The sequence below is a fragment of the Psychrobacillus vulpis genome (genome assembly GCF_006861825.1).
Taxonomy (GTDB): domain Bacteria; phylum Bacillota; class Bacilli; order Bacillales_A; family Planococcaceae; genus Psychrobacillus; species Psychrobacillus vulpis.
On record NZ_VDGI01000014.1, the window covers coordinates 37,580 to 55,006 of the forward strand.

General features: G+C 36.4%; 16 protein-coding genes and 1 riboswitch. Of the genes, 8 read left to right on the forward strand and 8 right to left on the reverse strand.

All coding sequences use genetic code 11. From position 1 onward, the window contains the following. Positions 1-160 precede the first annotated feature (160 nt). From FG384_RS12945 to motA, 4 genes are all read right to left on the reverse strand, one after another. Positions 161-1,069: a pseudouridine-5'-phosphate glycosidase gene (locus FG384_RS12945; protein WP_142643027.1), complete on the reverse strand. Its 909-nt coding sequence runs from the start codon at positions 1,067-1,069 to the stop codon at positions 161-163. Beyond that, positions 1,066-2,166, reverse strand: coding sequence for a carbohydrate kinase (locus FG384_RS12950; RefSeq protein WP_142643028.1), 1,101 nt, complete (start codon positions 2,164-2,166; stop codon positions 1,066-1,068). The genes FG384_RS12945 and FG384_RS12950 overlap by 4 nt, the downstream gene beginning before the upstream one ends. A 1,428-nt stretch (positions 2,167-3,594) precedes the next feature. Then, a complete protein-coding gene (gene motB, locus FG384_RS12955; protein WP_142643029.1) occupies positions 3,595-4,362 on the reverse strand; it encodes a flagellar motor protein MotB in 768 nt (255 codons plus the stop codon). Further along, complete coding sequence (gene motA / locus FG384_RS12960; protein WP_142643030.1) at positions 4,355-5,149, reverse strand: flagellar motor stator protein MotA; 795 nt, start codon at positions 5,147-5,149, stop codon at positions 4,355-4,357. The genes motB and motA overlap by 8 nt, the downstream gene beginning before the upstream one ends. Before the next feature lie 191 nt (positions 5,150-5,340). Here motA and FG384_RS12965 point away from each other — a divergent pair, with 191 nt between their 5' ends. The 4 genes from FG384_RS12965 (at position 5,341) to FG384_RS12975 (ending at position 8,976) form a co-directional block, all read left to right on the forward strand. Then, positions 5,341-6,573 carry an aminopeptidase gene (locus FG384_RS12965; RefSeq protein WP_142643031.1) on the forward strand — a complete coding sequence of 411 codons (1,233 nt, stop codon included), beginning with the start codon at positions 5,341-5,343 and terminating at the stop codon, positions 6,571-6,573. Positions 6,574-6,664: 91 nt separating this feature from the next. Then, positions 6,665-6,799: a hypothetical protein gene (locus tag FG384_RS20310; RefSeq protein WP_276612765.1), complete on the forward strand. Its 135-nt coding sequence runs from the start codon at positions 6,665-6,667 to the stop codon at positions 6,797-6,799. Positions 6,800-7,056: 257 nt separating this feature from the next. Further along, positions 7,057-8,064 carry a rod-share determining protein MreBH gene (gene mreBH, locus FG384_RS12970; protein ID WP_142643032.1) on the forward strand — a complete coding sequence of 336 codons (1,008 nt, stop codon included), beginning with the start codon at positions 7,057-7,059 and terminating at the stop codon, positions 8,062-8,064. Positions 8,065-8,406: 342 nt separating this feature from the next. Continuing rightward, positions 8,407-8,976, forward strand: a complete 570-nt coding sequence (locus FG384_RS12975) for a beta-class carbonic anhydrase (RefSeq protein ID WP_142643033.1) — start codon at positions 8,407-8,409, stop codon at positions 8,974-8,976. A gap of 98 nt (positions 8,977-9,074) precedes the next feature. Here FG384_RS12975 and FG384_RS12980 read toward each other — a convergent pair whose 3' ends face one another. Both FG384_RS12980 and FG384_RS12985 read right to left on the reverse strand, forming a co-directional pair. Continuing rightward, positions 9,075-9,620, reverse strand: coding sequence for a GNAT family N-acetyltransferase (locus FG384_RS12980; RefSeq protein ID WP_142643034.1), 546 nt, complete (start codon positions 9,618-9,620; stop codon positions 9,075-9,077). Positions 9,621-9,626: 6 nt separating this feature from the next. Next, the gene (locus FG384_RS12985) at positions 9,627-11,429 is read right to left on the reverse strand and encodes a M3 family oligoendopeptidase (protein ID WP_142643035.1); all 1,803 of its coding nucleotides are present in this window, start codon (positions 11,427-11,429) and stop codon (positions 9,627-9,629) included. A gap of 154 nt (positions 11,430-11,583) precedes the next feature. On the opposite strand from FG384_RS12985, the gene FG384_RS12990 reads away from it, so the two are divergent. Further along, entirely contained in the window at positions 11,584-12,321 is a 738-nt protein-coding gene (locus FG384_RS12990; RefSeq protein ID WP_142643036.1) for a TspO/MBR family protein, read from the forward strand. Positions 12,322-12,382: 61 nt separating this feature from the next. Here FG384_RS12990 and map read toward each other — a convergent pair whose 3' ends face one another. Both map and thiT read right to left on the reverse strand, forming a co-directional pair. Further along, positions 12,383-13,132, reverse strand: coding sequence for a type I methionyl aminopeptidase (gene map / locus FG384_RS12995; RefSeq protein WP_142643037.1), 750 nt, complete (start codon positions 13,130-13,132; stop codon positions 12,383-12,385). 54 nt (positions 13,133-13,186) lie between these two features. Further along, positions 13,187-13,762: an energy-coupled thiamine transporter ThiT gene (gene thiT, locus FG384_RS13000; RefSeq protein ID WP_142643038.1), complete on the reverse strand. Its 576-nt coding sequence runs from the start codon at positions 13,760-13,762 to the stop codon at positions 13,187-13,189. Between the two features lie 63 nt (positions 13,763-13,825). After that, positions 13,826-13,917: riboswitch (TPP riboswitch) on the reverse strand. Positions 13,918-14,023: 106 nt separating this feature from the next. Between thiT and FG384_RS13005 the strand changes: the two genes are divergently transcribed. The 3 genes from FG384_RS13005 to FG384_RS13015 all read left to right on the forward strand — a co-directional run bounded on the left by FG384_RS13005 (position 14,024) and on the right by FG384_RS13015 (position 16,906). Further along, positions 14,024-15,091, forward strand: a complete 1,068-nt coding sequence (locus tag FG384_RS13005; RefSeq protein ID WP_142643039.1) for a M20 family metallopeptidase — start codon at positions 14,024-14,026, stop codon at positions 15,089-15,091. A gap of 57 nt (positions 15,092-15,148) precedes the next feature. Beyond that, complete coding sequence (locus FG384_RS13010) at positions 15,149-15,484, forward strand: magnetosome magnetite crystal formation protein family (protein ID WP_142643040.1); 336 nt, start codon at positions 15,149-15,151, stop codon at positions 15,482-15,484. A gap of 777 nt (positions 15,485-16,261) precedes the next feature. Continuing rightward, positions 16,262-16,906: a hypothetical protein gene (locus FG384_RS13015; protein WP_142643041.1), complete on the forward strand. Its 645-nt coding sequence runs from the start codon at positions 16,262-16,264 to the stop codon at positions 16,904-16,906. Positions 16,907-17,427: the final 521 nt, after the last annotated feature.

Genomic DNA, 17,427 nt, shown 5'->3' on the forward strand with positions numbered 1-17,427 from the left:
GGAGGCTCGTCGCTCGCCCGCGGAAAGCGAATGCCAAAGCATTAAATTCTCTTAGGACTATTTGATAGATAATTTATATGAATGACACTTTTTCAGTGTCCTCTGGAAAGGGAGGCGTTTCAACGATTTCCTTACTTATTGGACAGCCCTGTTGTTTATTTTATTTATTTAATTCTACCGCAATTTTAGCTCCAACTCTTGCGTTGTTATAAACTAGCTCGATGTTCGATTCTAATGATTTTCCTTCTGTTAACTCTTTCACTTTTCCAAGTAAGAATGGTGTTACATCTTTACCTTTAATACCATTCTCCTCTGCTTCTTGTAAAGCTTTTTCAATAATAGTAGTAATATACGCCTCATCCATTGAGAACTCAGCAGGAATTGGATTTGCAATAATAGCTCCACCGTTTAATCCTAACTCCCATTTCACTTTTAACATTTCAGCAACCTCTTGTGGCTCATCCAATCGGAAGTTTGCTTCAAATGGACTAGTTGCAGAATAAAACGCAGGGAATTTATCTGTTTGGTATCCAACTACAGGAACACCTTTTGTTTCTAAATATTCTAAAGTTAAGCCAATATCTAAAATAGATTTTGCTCCAGCACATACTACTGCAACATTTGTTGAAGCTAGCTCTTCTAAGTCTGCTGAAATATCCATAGTAGTTTCAGCACCTCTATGCACACCGCCGATACCACCCGTTACGAACATTTTAATTCCAGCAAGTTCTGCACAAATCATTGTAGTAGCAACTGTTGTTGCACCAATTTCTTTCGAAGCAACTACATATGCTAAATCTCTTCTAGAAGTTTTTCTTGCATGTTTACTTGTTCCTAGAGTTTCCAGTTCCTCTTCAGAAAGACCAATTTTAATCTTTCCATCCATAATTGCAATCGTTGCTGGAACAGCACCATTATCACGAATAATTTGCTCTACTTTTCTTGCCATCTCGACGTTTTGAGGGTAAGGCATACCATGTGAAATAATCGTTGATTCTAATGCTACGATTGCTTTTCCAGCCGCCATTCCTTCTGCTACTTCTGTTGAATATGTTAAATAGTTTTTCATAATATATATTCCTCCAATTCGTTATTTAAAGTAATTTTTGAAAGTTCTGTTCGAACCGTTTCTGATGATAGCAATGTTTTACTTGCATTCACCATTCCTGCATTTACTGCTAACTTCATGTCAGTTCCTTCTGTCCAGGCATGAAGAGTTCCTGAAACAAAAGCATCTCCTGCACCCGTAACGTCCACAACCTCATCAACTTTAATAGCAGGGACAAATGTAGGGGGTAGAGACTCACTAGCATACATAACGCCTTTACTACCATTTGTTACAATGACATGCTTTACACCCTTTTGCACGAATGCTTCCGCTGCTTTTTCCCAAGCTTTATTATCAGCCATCTTCATCTGTAAATACGTTTCAGCTTCATCTCTGTTTATAAAGAGCCATTCGATTCCAATCAATGTTTCAGGCATTCTTTCCATTTTAGGAGACGAAACAGGGATAATTGCAAGCGGGATATTATTTCCAACAGCAAGCGTCTGTAAATATTCAATTACATTTTTAGGGCAATTCATATCAACGATTAATAACTGTGCATTCGTTAGATGAGATTCTTGTTTTTTCATATATTCAACGGTTAACTGATCATATATTTCCATATTAGCTAAGGCAAATAGCATCTCACCATGTGTATCTAAAACTGCCGAATATGTTCCAGTTGAATAATTTGCGAGCTTTTCTACCGAATATAAGTTCATCCAATGGCTAGATGTTTTTTCAATAATTTGATACTCCATATCATTACCTACGACTGATAATAGTCGCACACTATGACCAAGTCTACCAAGATTTTCGGCAATATTCCTAGCTACTCCACCGACACTTTGCATACTGGTTGTCGGATTGGACGTGCCCATCTGCAATTGATTTTTCACTAAATACTTTCTATCTACATTTGCACCACCGATACAAATAATTTCTTTGTTTTCGGGAAGTATATATGCCCTACCTGTAATCTTTCCATTTTTTATTAATTGGGAAATAATATTTGCAACTGCTGGCCTGGACATATTAAGATCATTAGCAATTTCTAATTGAGACGCGTATGGATTTTTTTTAAGGTACTGCAAAATTTGTATTTCCTTTGGTTGCAAAATCTTACCCTCCTTTCAATACAAACTTTTGTTTTAATTATAAACTTTTGTTTGAAAAAGTCAAAAGAAAAACTGACAACAATTTTGTTGTTAGCGCAGATTACCGGCTAACTCTAAAAAATAGAATGGCTACAATCTTTTTTTAAAGTTAGGTTTCCGAAGCTTATCGCGGGAGAAATACCAAGCCGATTCGTCGTCAATATGCCCCCGCTGGAGTCGAAGAGCACTAGTTGATTGGGGCAGAGACGATGACTCCTACGGGAGTAGCGTGAGTCTTGAGACCCTGCTGGGAGCATTGCGAGGGCACTATAACCAACTTTGCCAGACAGGGTTGTGCATAACCTAATAGATAAGAAAATCGTTGAAATGGCTCCCTTTCCGCGGGCGTTGCCTTAGCCTCCTCGCTGCGCTGTGGGGTCTTCGGCTAACGCTATTCCCGCAGGAGTGTCGCCATTTTCAACGATTTTTTAGAAATGAAATAGTATTTATTATCTTAAAAAATAGAAATTTTTCAATGCCCGCTTTACACTACACGGGATCTTGGAGACTCCTTTTTTCCGGAGTCTAGTCCTTATAATCAGCTTTGTCAGACGTAGTTGTATAATAACCCCAGTAAATAAGAAAATCGTTGAAATGGCTCCCTTTCCGGAGGCCACTGAAAAAGTCACTTTTTTTCAAAAAATAAAAACGAAATCCCATAATTCCTTCACTTTTTAGGGTGTTTATGGGGACGTCATGCCAATTTTGATACAAATATACTTCTCAAGTGGTGACTTTATTTTCTGAATTTTGGTTTTTCAGTGGCCTCCCTTTCCGCGGGCGTTACCTCAGCCTCCTCGCTTCGAGGCCACTGAAAAACTCAAAATTATTATTTTTATAGGAACTATGTGCTGTATTTCATTTAAAGAATTTAGCGCGACGCATGAGACTCCTGCGGGAAAGCGAGACAGACCCCGCACGAAGCAACAGAGATGAAGGAAGGCTAAGGGCGCCTCTTCCTGAGGCAACGCCTTCATGACCAACATCGTGTTGGCCTGAGGAGGCTCGTCGCTCGCCCGCGGAAAGCGAATGCCAAAGCGCTAAATTCTCTTAGGACTATTTGATAGATAATTTATTTGAATGACACTTTTTCAGTGCCCTCCATCGCTTCGCTGCAGGGTCTTCGGTTAACGCTATTACCGCAGGAGTGTTGCCTTTTTCAACGATTTTCTAGAAATGATAAAGTATTACCTTAAAAAATAGAAAGTTTTTCAGTGCCCTCTAACGTAGCAACTGAGGAGGATCAAGCCGCACCCGCGGAAAGCGTTCGCCCGTAGAGGAAATCAACTGGTTTAATTTTGAATAAAAAAAAGACTATAGACAACTCAATTTTTTTGAGTTGTCTATAGTCTGAACTGACGACGATTTTATTGTCAGCCATTTAGCCTCTTATTGAGGGGAATCGTTTAACGTTCCATCTTCTAATACTCGAGGTTGAATTAAAACTTCCACACGTCTATTTTTAGCACGACCATCTTCGGTGTCATTAGAAGCTACTGGTTTAAATTCACCATAACCTTTTGCACTAAAATAAAGTGGATCTATCGTTTCTTTGCTAACTAAAATTTTCAAGAAATTCACTGAACGCATGACACTTAGTTCCCAGTTCGAAGAAAACTCACTGCTTGAAATTGGGATATTATCGGTATGTCCAGTTATTACTACGTTTCTTGGGGGGTCAAATACTAAAAGTTCAGCTATATCCTCCGCAATTTGGCGATATTCTGTCTTCACTTCTGCTTTTCCCATATCGAACAAAATACTATCTCGAATAGTTACTAGTAATCCTTCGTCTGTTAATTTAGTAGCAAACTGTTTTTCTAATTCATTAACAGCTATATACTCATCTACACTATCTTGTATTTCAGATAATGCTTTCTGATCTTCAATATAGGCAGTACTTTGCTCTGTCTCATTTGTCTTATTTGGAGTCTTTGGAACATCAACTGGTGAAGGATTCTCCATAAAGCTCGTACCACCGTCAAAAATTTGGTTAAAAACTTGTGACATTTGTTCAAGTTTTTGCTGATCTACTGTACTAGTAGAAAAAAGTACAATAAACAGCGCTAACAATAATGTCAATATATCTGCGTAGGGAATAAGCCAAGATTCATCTATATGCTCTTCTCCCTTATGCTTTCTACGCTTCTTAGCCAAGGCCAGCCTCCCCACTTTCGCTTAAAATTTTCTTGCGATCTGACATGGACAAATATGAAGCAAGCTTTTGTTCAATAACTCTTGGTGCATCTCCTTCTAAAACAGAAAGAATTCCTTCTAACATCATCATTTTTTGACGAACCTCTTGTTGAGATTTACGTTTTAATTTATTTGCAAATGGATGCCAAATAACATATCCGGTGAAAATCCCCATTAGTGTCGCAACAAAGGCAGCTGAAATGGCATGTCCTAGTGCATCAATATCATTTAAATTCGACAAAGCAGCGATCAAACCAATAACAGCTCCAAGTACTCCTAGAGTAGGAGCATATGTACCCGCTTGAGAAAAAATTTGAGCCCCTCCAATATGTCTTTCTTCTAATGCTTCAATTTCTTCCGTTAATACATCGCGAATATAATCTGCATTTTGTCCATCAATTGCTAATGTCAAACCGTTTTTCAAAAACTCATCTTCTACATCTGTAATTTTACTTTCTAATGCAAGCAAACCTTCTCTTCGAGCCAAATCTGCCCAGCTCGAGAACATTTTAATAACTTCTCCATCGTCTACTAATTTTTTATCTTTGAAAAGAACTCCAAAAAGTCTCGGTATTCTTTTCAACTCATTCATAGGAAATGCAATTGTAACAGCAGCAACAGTTCCAAAGATGATAATCAATATAGCAGCAGGATTTAAAAGAGCATCTGGAGTTACTCCTTTTAGAAACATCCCGACCAATAAAGCAACAATCCCAACGATTAGACCAATAACTGTAGACTTATCCATTCATTTACCCCCACATTCTATTTCTTTGATTTATTTCGGCTATTTTATTCAGATTTTAATAACAAACTATCTTTCCTCCAATATAATTTCATGAAATATGAACAATATCTGATTTTTCTTGAATAATGCTGATTGATAAACCGTCCCTAAAACTGATATTATGAAATTAATTACAGAAAGGGAGTATGAGAATGTCAACTTTTAATCAAAAACTAGAAAAGTATGCTGCATTGGCTGTAGAAGTAGGGGTAAATATACAGCCTGGTCAAAACTTATATATTGCTGCATCTATTGATAGTGTAGAACTTGTTAGACTTGTTACAAAAAAAGCGTATGAAATTGGGGCAAATCAAGTATTCGTCGATTTTTCAGATGATGAAATCACTCGTTTACGTTATGATCTAGCTCCTAAAGAATCCTTTGAGTCCTTCCCTTCATGGAAGGTTCAAGAAAGAGAGCAACTTGCTGAGCAAGGAGCTGCTTTTATGAGCATTATGAGTCAAAGTCCAGATCTTCTAAAAGGTGTGGATACGAGCAAGATTGCTGCATTCCAAAAAGCAACTGGAACTGCACTTAGTAAATACCGTCAATATGTCCAATCAGATAAAATAAGCTGGACAGTTATTGCGTCACCTTCAAAAGAATGGGCTAAAAAGGTTTTCCCGAATGTTGCTGAAGAAGAACAAGTTTCTGCACTTTGGGATGCTATTTTTAAAGCAGTGCGTGCAGACTTAGAAGATCCAGTAGCAGCTTGGAAAGAGCATGATATACTTTTGCATACTAAAGTTGATTATTTAAACAATAAAAACTATAAAAAGCTTCACTATACTGCACCTGGAACTGATTTAACAATCGAACTTCCAAAAGGTCATTTATGGTGTGGAGCAAGCAGTGTGAACGAAAAAGGAGAAGACTTCATGGCTAATATGCCAACCGAAGAAGTATTCACAGTTCCTTTAAAAACCGGTGTGGATGGGTACGTAGCAAGCACAAAACCATTAAGTTACGGTGGGAATATCATCGATAACTTTAAGATTACTTTTGAAAGTGGACGTATCATTCAAGTAGAAGCAGAACAAGGTCAGGAAGTACTTGAAAATCTTGTTGCGACTGATGAAGGTTCTCATTATTTAGGAGAAGTTGCACTAGTTCCACACGACTCACCTATTTCAAATTCTAATTTATTATTCTATAACACACTTTTTGATGAAAACGCATCCAATCACTTAGCAATTGGTAGTGCATACGCTTTTTGTTTAGAGGGTGGAAAAAAAATGAGTCGAGAAGAACTTAATGAGAATGGATTAAATGAAAGTATTACGCACGTAGACTTTATGATTGGTTCAGACCAAATGGATATCGACGGTATAAAGGAAGATGGATCAATCGAACCTATTTTCCGTAAAGGAAATTGGGCATTTTAATCACAACTCCTGAATTTCTATATTATTCTACTTACTTTCTATCTGAATTTAGGCTATAATAATATTAACATGACTAGTGAGGTGTTTAATAATGGGCTTATTCACAGTTACAGTTCTTGGTTTTGTAGTGTGTATCGGAATTACTGGGTATACAATTATGCATTACTTCGGTAAATCAATGAACTCACACGATTCAATCCAAGTTGATCCAAAAACTTCTAACTAATACAAAACAACCGCAGAAAATGCGGTTGTTTTTTTATTTTAATAGTTTGTCATTACTTCTCTTTTTCCTTTCAATTGTGAAACAATCATATTTCGAAACAATGACAATCGAGTACTATTTTATTATTTTATAAGCTTATTTTATGTATATATTACTATTATTTTATGAAATATACGTAAACTTCCACAAAGTAACAAATGGCAACATAACTTTTATCCTTTATACTAAGGAAGTATGATTGAATTGGAGGAATTCACATGTTTTCAAATACTCATATTGGAATAGATTTAGGAACAGCAAATACATTAGTATATACAAAAAGCAAAGGCTTACTTATAAATGAACCTACTGTTGTTGCAGTAGATACTAAAACGAAGGAAATCATTGCGTTTGGAGAAAAAGCAAAAGAAATGATCGGAAAAACTCCGCCTTCTATAGAAGTAATTCGTCCTTTAAAAGATGGAGTAATTGCTGATTTTGATATAACGACACAATTGTTAAAACTAATTATGCAAAAAGCTAGTAAAAAACTAGGTAGTTCTTTGAGAAAACCAACTGTAGTTGTTTGTACTCCTTCAGGTGCTACATCCGTTGAGAGAAGAGCAATTCAAGATGCTGTAAGACACAGCGGTGCAAAAGAAGTACAACTTATGGAGGAACCAGTTGCTGCTGCAATAGGTGCTGGCCTTCCTGTAAACGAGCCAGTAGCTAGTATGATTGTCGATATTGGTGGCGGTACTACTGAAGTCGGGATAATTTCTTTTGGAGGAGTTGTTGCCTCCAACACGGTTAAAACTGCCGGGGACAAAATGGACGAAGCTATTATTCACTATATCCGCAAAGAGTTTAATATATTAATTGGGGAGCCTACTGCAGAAGAAATTAAGAAAACGATTGGTCATGCACTATTACCTCATACAGTAGAAGAAATGGATATTAGAGGAAGAGATGTGGTTACTGGTTTGCCTAGAACGATTAATCTTTCTTCTTTACAAATTCAAGGCGTGTTAGCAGAATCATTGGAAACTATTTTAGAAGTAATCCGAGCGACACTAGAAATATGTCCGCCAGAACTTGCAGGAGATATCGTGGACCATGGTGTAGTTCTAACTGGTGGAGGGGCACTACTGAAAGATCTAAAAGAATGGCTTTCTAGCGTCATCGATGTACCAGTTCATATTGCTCCAGAACCTCTTCAATCTGTTGCGATTGGAACAGGAAAATCATTTTTTATATCTGATCGAAAACAAAAAGTAGCGAAATAATAAATGTGCAAGAGCACCTTTTCTCCGACATTCCTGGAGAGCTTAGTACTGCACGTTTGCTACTTCATTACCGTAGGATAATTTTTAGAGGGATGGAAGTGGCTATGCTACTTCCACCCCTCCTTTTTCTAACATCACCTACTAAATTCGAGCTAAGTTTGGGAGTTACACTTGTTCAAAAGAAATTCAGTATTACTACATATCTAACTATCCACAACATTAACAAAGATTATGCAATTTAGCGAAAAAGTAGTTTCATTCAGTAACAATTCAATCAAAATAGAGGAAATCTCTTCTCCAATCATATAAAATAAAAAGATGAAATTATGAAGGGGGAATTCTATGCCTAGTTTACATGAGATATTAGCCTACAATGAAGACTTTGTGAAAAACAAAGAGTATGAGCCATTTATAACTACGAAGTTTCCAGATAAACGAATTGTTATATTAACGTGTATGGATACAAGGCTTGTTGAGTTGCTACCAAAATCCATGAATTTTAAAAATGGGGATGTTAAAATAGTAAAAAGCGCAGGAGCTGTTATTAATCATCCTTTTGGTGGTATTATGCGTAGCCTAATCGTTGCTGTTTATGAACTTCAGGCAGATGAAATTTATGTAATTGGTCATTATGATTGTGGTATGAGCTCTATTCAAACTGATAAGATTATCGACAAAATGAATTCAAGAGGGGTAGATCCTCGCATACTTGAAATATTAAAGAACTCTGGAGTAAACGTTGAGAATTGGCTTGAAGGCTTTTCAGATGTAAAAGAAAGTGTTCAACATAGCGTTGATATGATTCGAAACCATCCTCTTATGATTAAAGATATTCCCGTTCATGGATTAATTATTGATCCTACTTCTGGAAGATTAGACTTAGTGACAGACGGAACTATCGACCAAAAATGAATTATTTCCCAGGAAATCGACAAAAAGTTGGTTATTCATTAAGTGAATAACCAACTTTTTATTTTTCCATTAAACTTTTTTAAAATACTCTTACCTTTTCAGAAGTCTTGACTTAAAGAAGCATAGATATAATGATCTTCCCATTTTCCATTAATAAATAATAGCTTTCTTAGCAAGCCTTCTCTTTGGAACTTATTATTTTCTAACACTTTAATTGATCCAAAGTTTCTAGGTGATACATATGCTTCGATTCGATTTAACTGAACATGTTCAAATCCAAATAACTTCACAAGGTGGACAGATTCCGAAGCAATTCCCTTACTTGTAAATTGTTCATCTATAGAATATCCGACAAACCCACTGGAAAAGGGCATCCTTTTTAAGCTATATAATGAAATACTGCCAATCATTTGGTCTGTTTCATGAGCAAACACACCAAAAGTATATTCTCTTTTTTCATTCATTAATGATAGCGACTCTCGAATTTTCTCTCGTTGAACGCTAGTTGTATAATAATCTTCTCGGTGTAAAGGTTCGTAAATAGACCAATAGCCTTTATTTCTATATACGAGTTCAGCTAGGCTTGATGCATCTTTTACATTTAAAGTCCGCAAATAACAAGTATCACCTTCTAAATAGATCAAGCACCTTCACCCTTTTGCATTAGTTAATTGAATGAACTCGTTTACATCTTGAATACATAAGTCAATTCCTTTTATCCAAAATGCTTCCTGCGTAATATCTTCCTCTAAATGTTTCATTGCTAAATCTTCTACTGACATGACTGCAGTATCTTGTAACAATGCAATATACTTTTCTTCGAAGTTTGCTCCTTCTCTAATCGCTTTAGCGTAAATGCTTAACGAAAACAAATACCCAAATGTATATGGGAAGTTATAGAAAGGAACTTCCGTAATGTAGAAATGCAATTTCGATGCCCAGAAATGAGGATGTGTTGTTTTCAATGCACCACCATAAGCTTCTCTTTGAGCATTTTCCATTAACTCATTCAGTTTGGCTGCCGATACTATTCCATTCTTACGTTCTTCATAAAATCTTGTTTCAAATAGGAAACGCGCATGAATGTTCATGAAAAATGCAACGCTTCGTTGAATTTTATCTTCAAGTAATGCAATTTTTTCCTCATCCGTTTTTGCTTCTTTCACAGCTGCATCCGCAACAATCATTTCAGCAAATGTAGAAGCAGTTTCTGCAACTCCCATTGCATATTGACGATTTATCCAATGCACTGGCTTTAAAGCAAATGAGTGAAATGCGTGTCCTAATTCATGAGCTAAAGTAGATACATTCGACATTGTTCCACTGTATGTCATGAAAATACGTGATTGTTCTGAAACTGGCATTCCAGTGCAAAAGCCACCTGGACGTTTGTTTGGACGATCTTCTGCTTCAATCCATCCATTTTCAAATGCGTTTCTTGAAAATGCTTCTAATTTAGGGCCAAACTCTTTAAAGTGTTTTAGAATGAATTCAGCACCTTGTTGATAGTCCATTTTCTCTGTAGAAGAGCTTACAGGAGCATCTAAATCGTACCAATGCATTTCTTTTTCTCCTAGCATCGTCGACTTCACATTCAAATATTCGATAAATGGGCCTTTATTTTTAGAAATGGCTCCCCACATTGCATCCAATGTTTCTTGTTTCATTCGATTGATATCAAGTGGTTCTTGCAGGATAGATTCCCATCCTCTTTTTTCATAAACAGCTAATCGGAAACCAGCTAAATGATTTAATGTTTTTGCAAAGAACTCTTCTTTTTCTGTCCATGCAGCTTCTAGCGCTTCAAAAGACTCTTTTCGAATAGCTGCATCTTCATGTGAGCTTAAATTATTTGCTTGCCCGACAGAAAGTTCCTTCTCTACTCCATCTACAGTTACTTTTATGCGAATATCCCCAACTAATAAATCATATAATTGCCCCCAAGCGTGGTAACCATCGACTCCAAGGGAAGTAATCATATCCTCTTCTTTTTCAGACAGCATTTTCTTTGCTTCATTTCTCCACTCATTTAAGACAAACGAAAATGCAGATAACTCTTTTGTTTGAAGTAATTTACTCCATACTGAATCATCGGTCTTACTTAACACTTGTTGAATAACAAGCATCTGTGAAGAAAATTTCGCGTATAAAGAACCAATTTCACCCTGTAAAAGTGCCGCTTTCTTATCCGTTGTATCTTGAGCTAGAAAACAACCAATAACTGCTCCAGCCTCCGATAAATTTACAGCAATATCTTTTGAATCGTTAATAATACTATCTATTTTATGTACATCATTTACAGAATTTGGAGAAGAAAAGGATTTCAACTTCACTTCAAATTCTTTTTGTTTTTCTTTTACTGCATCTAAGTGACTTCTCAGAGCATTAGAATCACTACCACCTTCAAAAAAGACATCTAAATTCCAAGTAATTGGATATGCTACTTCACCCATCATTTTCTCCCCCTAAACTTTCATACTAGTTCGAAATATATTATACCATGTTTTTCTAATATTCGATTATCCGGTTTCTGACATGAAACATTCACAAATGCCATTTGTCGAACGAATATTTGGAAGGTATACTATAATAAAAGGAGGTATGCGTATGATTAAAATAATCCTTTTGATTATAAGCTTGATCTCTACCATTATGGTACATATTCTTGCAAATACCCTACCGATTAATCATCATACAACTAGAGAAATTGCCAACAGACTCCCTACTTTCTTTACTCCTGCAAACTACGTTTTTTCCATCTGGTTTGCCATATACTTTTTACTAGCATGTTGGATATGGTATATATGGAAAGAATACCGAAATGATAAATTGATTTCTATGAGACAAGTATTATTATTTGTCGGTAGTTCCATTCTAAATATTGTATGGATTATTTTATGGCATTATGAGTTATTTTTACTCTCATTTTTAGATATGTTTGCATTAGTTGGAATACTATTTTTATTGTATAAAATTTATTCCGTAGAGGAACAACATTGGCTGAAAAGACTTCCTATCTCCATTTATATTGGATGGATGTTTATAGCTACTTTTATAAATATAGATTATCTTCTTACATACAATGAGTTTAGTGGATGGGGTATTACGAAATCTCTCTGGGTAGTTATTTACCTTACAGTGGCTACAGCAATTGCATTGCATTTTCGATTCCATTACAGCGATCCAGCAATCGTACTTGTTTTTATATGGTCCTTTATCGGAATCGCAGTACATCATCTGTTGAACGAAATGTTAATCACTGCGGCTTCCATATTTTTAAGCAGCGTGCTAGTAGCAGGAATATTTTTCATTAAAAAGCGTAAGGAAGTAAGTGACGGACTGTAAAAAGAAGTAAGTTTTTATGATAAAAAAATGCCTCGGAAATCATAATTTCCGAGGCATTTTTTTAGTCTAATTTTGTTAATAAAACTGGACCTTCTTTTGTCACAACAATCGTATGTTCAATCTGAGCCACTAATGATTTATCTGGTGTCACAAACGTCCAACCATCTCCAGACTCTACAATATGCTCTGCTTTTTCAGAGATGAAAGGTTCTACTGCAAGAACCATACCTTCTTTTAAAATTGTAGGATCCCATGCATCAAAATAATTTAATACATGTTGAGGAGCTTCATGCAATGATTTCCCAATTCCATGACCGGTTAAGTTCATAATAACATGTAAACCATTATCTTTTGCTTCCCTAGCAACAGCTTTTCCGATTTGATTCAATCGTGCACCTGCTTTAACTTTTAACATCGCACGGTTGAATGCACTCTCTGCAACAGTACATAATTTTTCTTTTTCCGGATAGCCCTCGCCTACAACAAATGAAATACCTGTATCAGCAAAATACCCATCATAAGAACCAGAAACATCTATATTCACTAAGTCTCCGTCTTTAATAACACGAGAACCTGGAATACCATGTGCTACTTCTTCATTTACACTGATACAAGTGTAACCTGGGAAATCGTATTCCCCCATTGGTCCTGAAATAGCACCTTTTTCTTTGAATAATTTGCCACCTATTTCATCAAGTTCTTTTGTTGTAACACCAGGCTTTGTTGCAGCTTTCATCACATCTCTTACTTCTGCAACAATTTGACCGATTTTTTTTAACGCTTCTAACTCTTCATTTGTTTGTACAATCATCTTTACAAGATCCCTTCTCCATATAACTGTACAACAATCATATCATATTTACGTCTAGTTAGGCAGTACAAGGCGAGGAGCTTTTACAAACAAGATTGTGCAAATGAAAGCTGCGAGTAAAAATACTGGAATCATATAAGTAGAGTTATAGACTAATGAGTAGATAATAACATTTTGATCTCCAGCAAATTCACCAAAGAACAGAATTCCAGAAAGAACATGAGCAAAATAACGTAATAATGCAGCAACAAAAGTTCCTGCTATTACTGCAGTTACCATTTTCTTTGTATCTTTATTTTCGAAAGCCTTCATAAATGCAGGTCTAAAGAAACCTGCAAATCCTGCAACCATAAATGCGATAAAGTAATCGATCGCTACTTGTATAATAACAATTTCGAAAGACAAAGGTGCTGCGTAAAAACGACCTGTTACTACTTGCAGTAAACCGATTAAAAGTCCTGTAATTAACCCTGCTACTACACCTCTACGAAATGCTATTAGGATGACTGGAACTAACACGAATGTAACGGTTCCACCTTGTGGCATTCCAAAGCCGATTATATCTAAAATGTATCCAAGTGCTGCAAAAATAGCAATTTCTACTAACAGTAATACTCGTTGATTTTTCATTGTAATCCCCTTTTTTGACCACAAAAAAACGACGCCTGGGATAGACCCAGACATCGCGCGATTGTCAGTTTCCATCCACATCCCTACGCAAGCATGAACTTACAGGTTCGAAGGGTACTATCTCAGCCGCGTAAGCGACGCCCCTTGTGGTTATGAATTATTTAGTTCGAGTTCATTGTAGCCGAATAAAATAAGTAATGCAACCCCTTATCCTTCATTGCTATACTTATAAAAATAGTAAAAGATGAGGGGATCACTACTATGATAGATTTATTAAAAGATTTGATACGAATTAAAAGTGACAGCATTGAAGGCGCAAACGAAGCATTATTATATTGTCAATCTTGGCTATTAACCCGAGGTATAGCTCCAAAATTATATGAACATGACTCCAAACTTATGCTCGTTGCAGAAATAGGTGACGGAGATGAATGCATTATATGGAATGGTCATGTTGATGTAGTTCCAGGAAACCCTGATCAGTTTACCCCTTTTATAGATGGAGATAAATTATTCGGACGAGGATCTGCTGATATGAAAGCAGGAGTGGCAGCTATGATGCAAGCTTTCTATGAGCTTTCTTTAACTACTGAAAATCTAACAAAAAAAGTTCAGCTTCATATTGTAACAGATGAAGAAACAGTTGGTGATACGTCCAATTATTTAGTCAATAAGGGATTTAACGGTGATTTTGTTATATGTGGTGAGCCAACTCAGCTCCATATTGGTCTTCAAGCTAAAGGAATTGTACAAGTTGATATTAAAATAAAGGGAAAATCCAGTCATGGTAGTCGACCATGGGAAGGAGTTAATGCAATTGAGCGAGCATTTGCTTTCGACAACGAAATGCGTAAATTGTCCTTTATGAAAGCAAGTAATCGTTTCTATGATTATCCATCACTGAATTTGGCAAAAATACATGCAGGGGAAAGATATAATGTTGTACCTGATGAATGTGTACTCAGCTATGATATTCGATTTGTCCCTGGTCAAAACATAGATGACATCTTAATAGAGATCCAGAACATGAGAAAGAATCACTTCCCCAACTGTGAAATTCTTGTACACTCCACTGCTCCCGCAGTTACGACTGATGAAAATGATAAGTATGTAATGAAGCTTCAAAATGTTACATCTGAAATGATGAAACGTCCTACTAATCTGTTTGGTCAACATGGATCTGCCGATACACGTTTCTATTCGGAAAAAGGAGCTGGGGCGATAGAATTCGGCCCATGTGGAGCGGATTGGCATGGAGACATGGAATATGTATCTATTTCTTCTATGGAACAATATAAAAATATTTTAGTCTCTTTCATAGTAAATTGAAACTAAAATCGAAAAGAAACGTACATTAGATAACAAAAAGAAAAGGAGATTGTCTCCATGGAAAACAATAAAATTTTATCTGCTCTTTCCTATTTTAGTATACTATTTGCACCATTTATACTACCAATTATTGTGTACTTCGTTTCTCAAGATACAGAAGTAAAACATCATGCGAAACGCTCGCTTATTTCGCATCTAATCCCTTTTATTTTTATGATTATTTTATTTATTGCAGTCTTTTCAAGCGTCTTTACAATGTCAATGAATACAACCTTTGATCAGCCATCATTTCTAATGGCTTCAGCTCCGATATTTTTTATACTGTTATACTTAGTCATTTATATTGTTATTCTTGTTTGGAATATTATCCAAGGTGTAAAAGTACTAAGATAATGTTTATACTACCTTAATAAAGGGAATGGATTTCATAACATATAATCTATTAGGAGCGGATAACAATGAAAGTAAAAAACATAGTAAAAACCGCGATAAAATGGGCACCTGTTGTCTATCCAATAGTACGAAAAATAATAAAATCGAAAAAGACGTTGAAATAATAAAAGCGCAAGCGTCCTTTAAGTACATCTTGTCCTTTACATTCCCGAGTGCTTTGGACTAGTCAAACTGCTACACTATTATCGTTAGATTTAGAGGATTTGGAAGTGACTGTGTCACTTCCAAATCCTCTATTTTCGGTAATCTTGTGGCGGATATTTGTCCGTCGCTCTCTTGGAATGTGAGTGGACATGGTGCATTTGCTTTGGATAATGAGAGATAAAATCCTTTCATACTCTGTTAAATGCGTCCGAAGATACAATTTCGGACGCGGCTTCGCTTATTAATTCATCGGTACTAATTATTTTTTCTCTACTTCCACTTGCCATATTGATAAGCAAAGGAAAGTACACCAGTTATTGATTGGACGAAGCATACTGTCTTTCTTATTTGACCTGTTGATTGGAGCGGAAGATGCTTACCCCTGGTCCCGATTTAACAAAAACTATTCAGTACAATAAGTGGAATTTTCTGCAAAAACAAGTCCTTGTAAGTAATTTGAATCGGTCCTCACGTTAAGTTGTTAAGAATAAAATCCACGATAAATGGATATAATCAGCATGAATTAACGTAAAAATTATGACCAGATAAAAAAGAAAATGAGGCGGTAATGACATGTCTATGGAATGGTTTAACAGAGTAACTGGTGAACTTCAAGATCATTTGAAATCGATTTGCGAAGAATATGACCAAATCGGTCATATGAATATCAATCGAGGTTCAAAACATCCACGAATTGAATTTTTTATCACGACAGAAGATGACGACAGGGATTACTTTTGCACCCTCCTCTTTGATCCGTATAATGAAGAATTTTACGTAGAAAGCTTTGATATTGCCCTTCAACAACCTACAAGAATTATTTTGGATGATATTACTGATGTGGTTGAAGCTGTTCATGAAAGTTTTCATGAATTTATGGACGAAGATAGTGAAGTCTTTTATGTAGATGATGAATTGGAATACGAAATTCTAGATGATGAAATTACTCATGAAGAAATTGATGTGGAATGGGAAACTCCAGAAGTCACGGCTTACCAAATTGAAGAAAATTTTGAAGTAACCTATCAGTTTGGGGTAGATAGCGCTAATGGAGATGGCGTTCTGCGAAGAGTCAATCGGATCTGGACAGAAGACGGGGAACTCTTCGAAGATGAAAGTACCTTGTCATTTAAAAAAGAAGAGGCAAGTACCATTATCGCCATGATTGCGAGCCATATGGATACTATGACTGGATATGAAGGAATTATAAACGAATAAGAAAAGCGCGAGCGCCCTTTAAGTGCATCTTATCTTCATCGTTTCTAGCGTGCTTTGGACAGCATGTCGTCCATCTTATTTCCGGATAAGCTTTAAGAGGAACGGGAAGTGGCAAGCCACTTCCCGTTCCTCTTTTTAGTAATCCTATGGCTGTCGTTTGTCCGTCGCCCGCTTGAAACGGTTGGAGTCAGGTGGCGTTTGCTAAAAAGGCGAAACTCCAGCGGGAATAGCGTTAGTCGAAGACCCCGCAGCGAAGCGAGGAAGACACTGAAAAACTTGAAATTAGTATTTTAGTAAGAACTATTTGCTGTATTTTAATTAAAAGAATTTAGCGCGACGCATGAGACTCCTGCGGGAAAGCGAGACAGACGAGACCCCGCACGAAGCAGAGCGAAGGAGGAGGCTCGTCGCTCGCCCGCGGAAAGCGAATGCCAAAGCGCTAAATTCTCTTAGCGGCAATTTGATAGACAGAGTACATCAATTTTATATACTTTCTTATCTTTTAAGAAAAGCGCAAGCGC

Coding starts and splice junctions, on each gene's coding strand:
- FG384_RS12945 (WP_142643027.1), bottom strand. CDS start 1,069: ATGAAAAACTATTTAACATATTCAACAGAAGTAGCAGAAGGAATGGCG.
- motA (WP_142643030.1), bottom strand. CDS start 5,149: ATGGATAAGTCTACAGTTATTGGTCTAATCGTTGGGATTGTTGCTTTA.
- FG384_RS12965 (WP_142643031.1), top strand. CDS start 5,341: ATGTCAACTTTTAATCAAAAACTAGAAAAGTATGCTGCATTGGCTGTA.
- FG384_RS20310 (WP_276612765.1), top strand. CDS start 6,665: ATGGGCTTATTCACAGTTACAGTTCTTGGTTTTGTAGTGTGTATCGGA.
- mreBH (WP_142643032.1), top strand. CDS start 7,057: ATGTTTTCAAATACTCATATTGGAATAGATTTAGGAACAGCAAATACA.
- FG384_RS12975 (WP_142643033.1), top strand. CDS start 8,407: ATGCCTAGTTTACATGAGATATTAGCCTACAATGAAGACTTTGTGAAA.
- FG384_RS12985 (WP_142643035.1), bottom strand. CDS start 11,429: ATGGGTGAAGTAGCATATCCAATTACTTGGAATTTAGATGTCTTTTTT.
- FG384_RS12990 (WP_142643036.1), top strand. CDS start 11,584: ATGATTAAAATAATCCTTTTGATTATAAGCTTGATCTCTACCATTATG.
- map (WP_142643037.1), bottom strand. CDS start 13,132: ATGATTGTACAAACAAATGAAGAGTTAGAAGCGTTAAAAAAAATCGGT.
- thiT (WP_142643038.1), bottom strand. CDS start 13,762: ATGAAAAATCAACGAGTATTACTGTTAGTAGAAATTGCTATTTTTGCA.
- FG384_RS13005 (WP_142643039.1), top strand. CDS start 14,024: ATGATAGATTTATTAAAAGATTTGATACGAATTAAAAGTGACAGCATT.
- FG384_RS13010 (WP_142643040.1), top strand. CDS start 15,149: ATGGAAAACAATAAAATTTTATCTGCTCTTTCCTATTTTAGTATACTA.
- FG384_RS13015 (WP_142643041.1), top strand. CDS start 16,262: ATGTCTATGGAATGGTTTAACAGAGTAACTGGTGAACTTCAAGATCAT.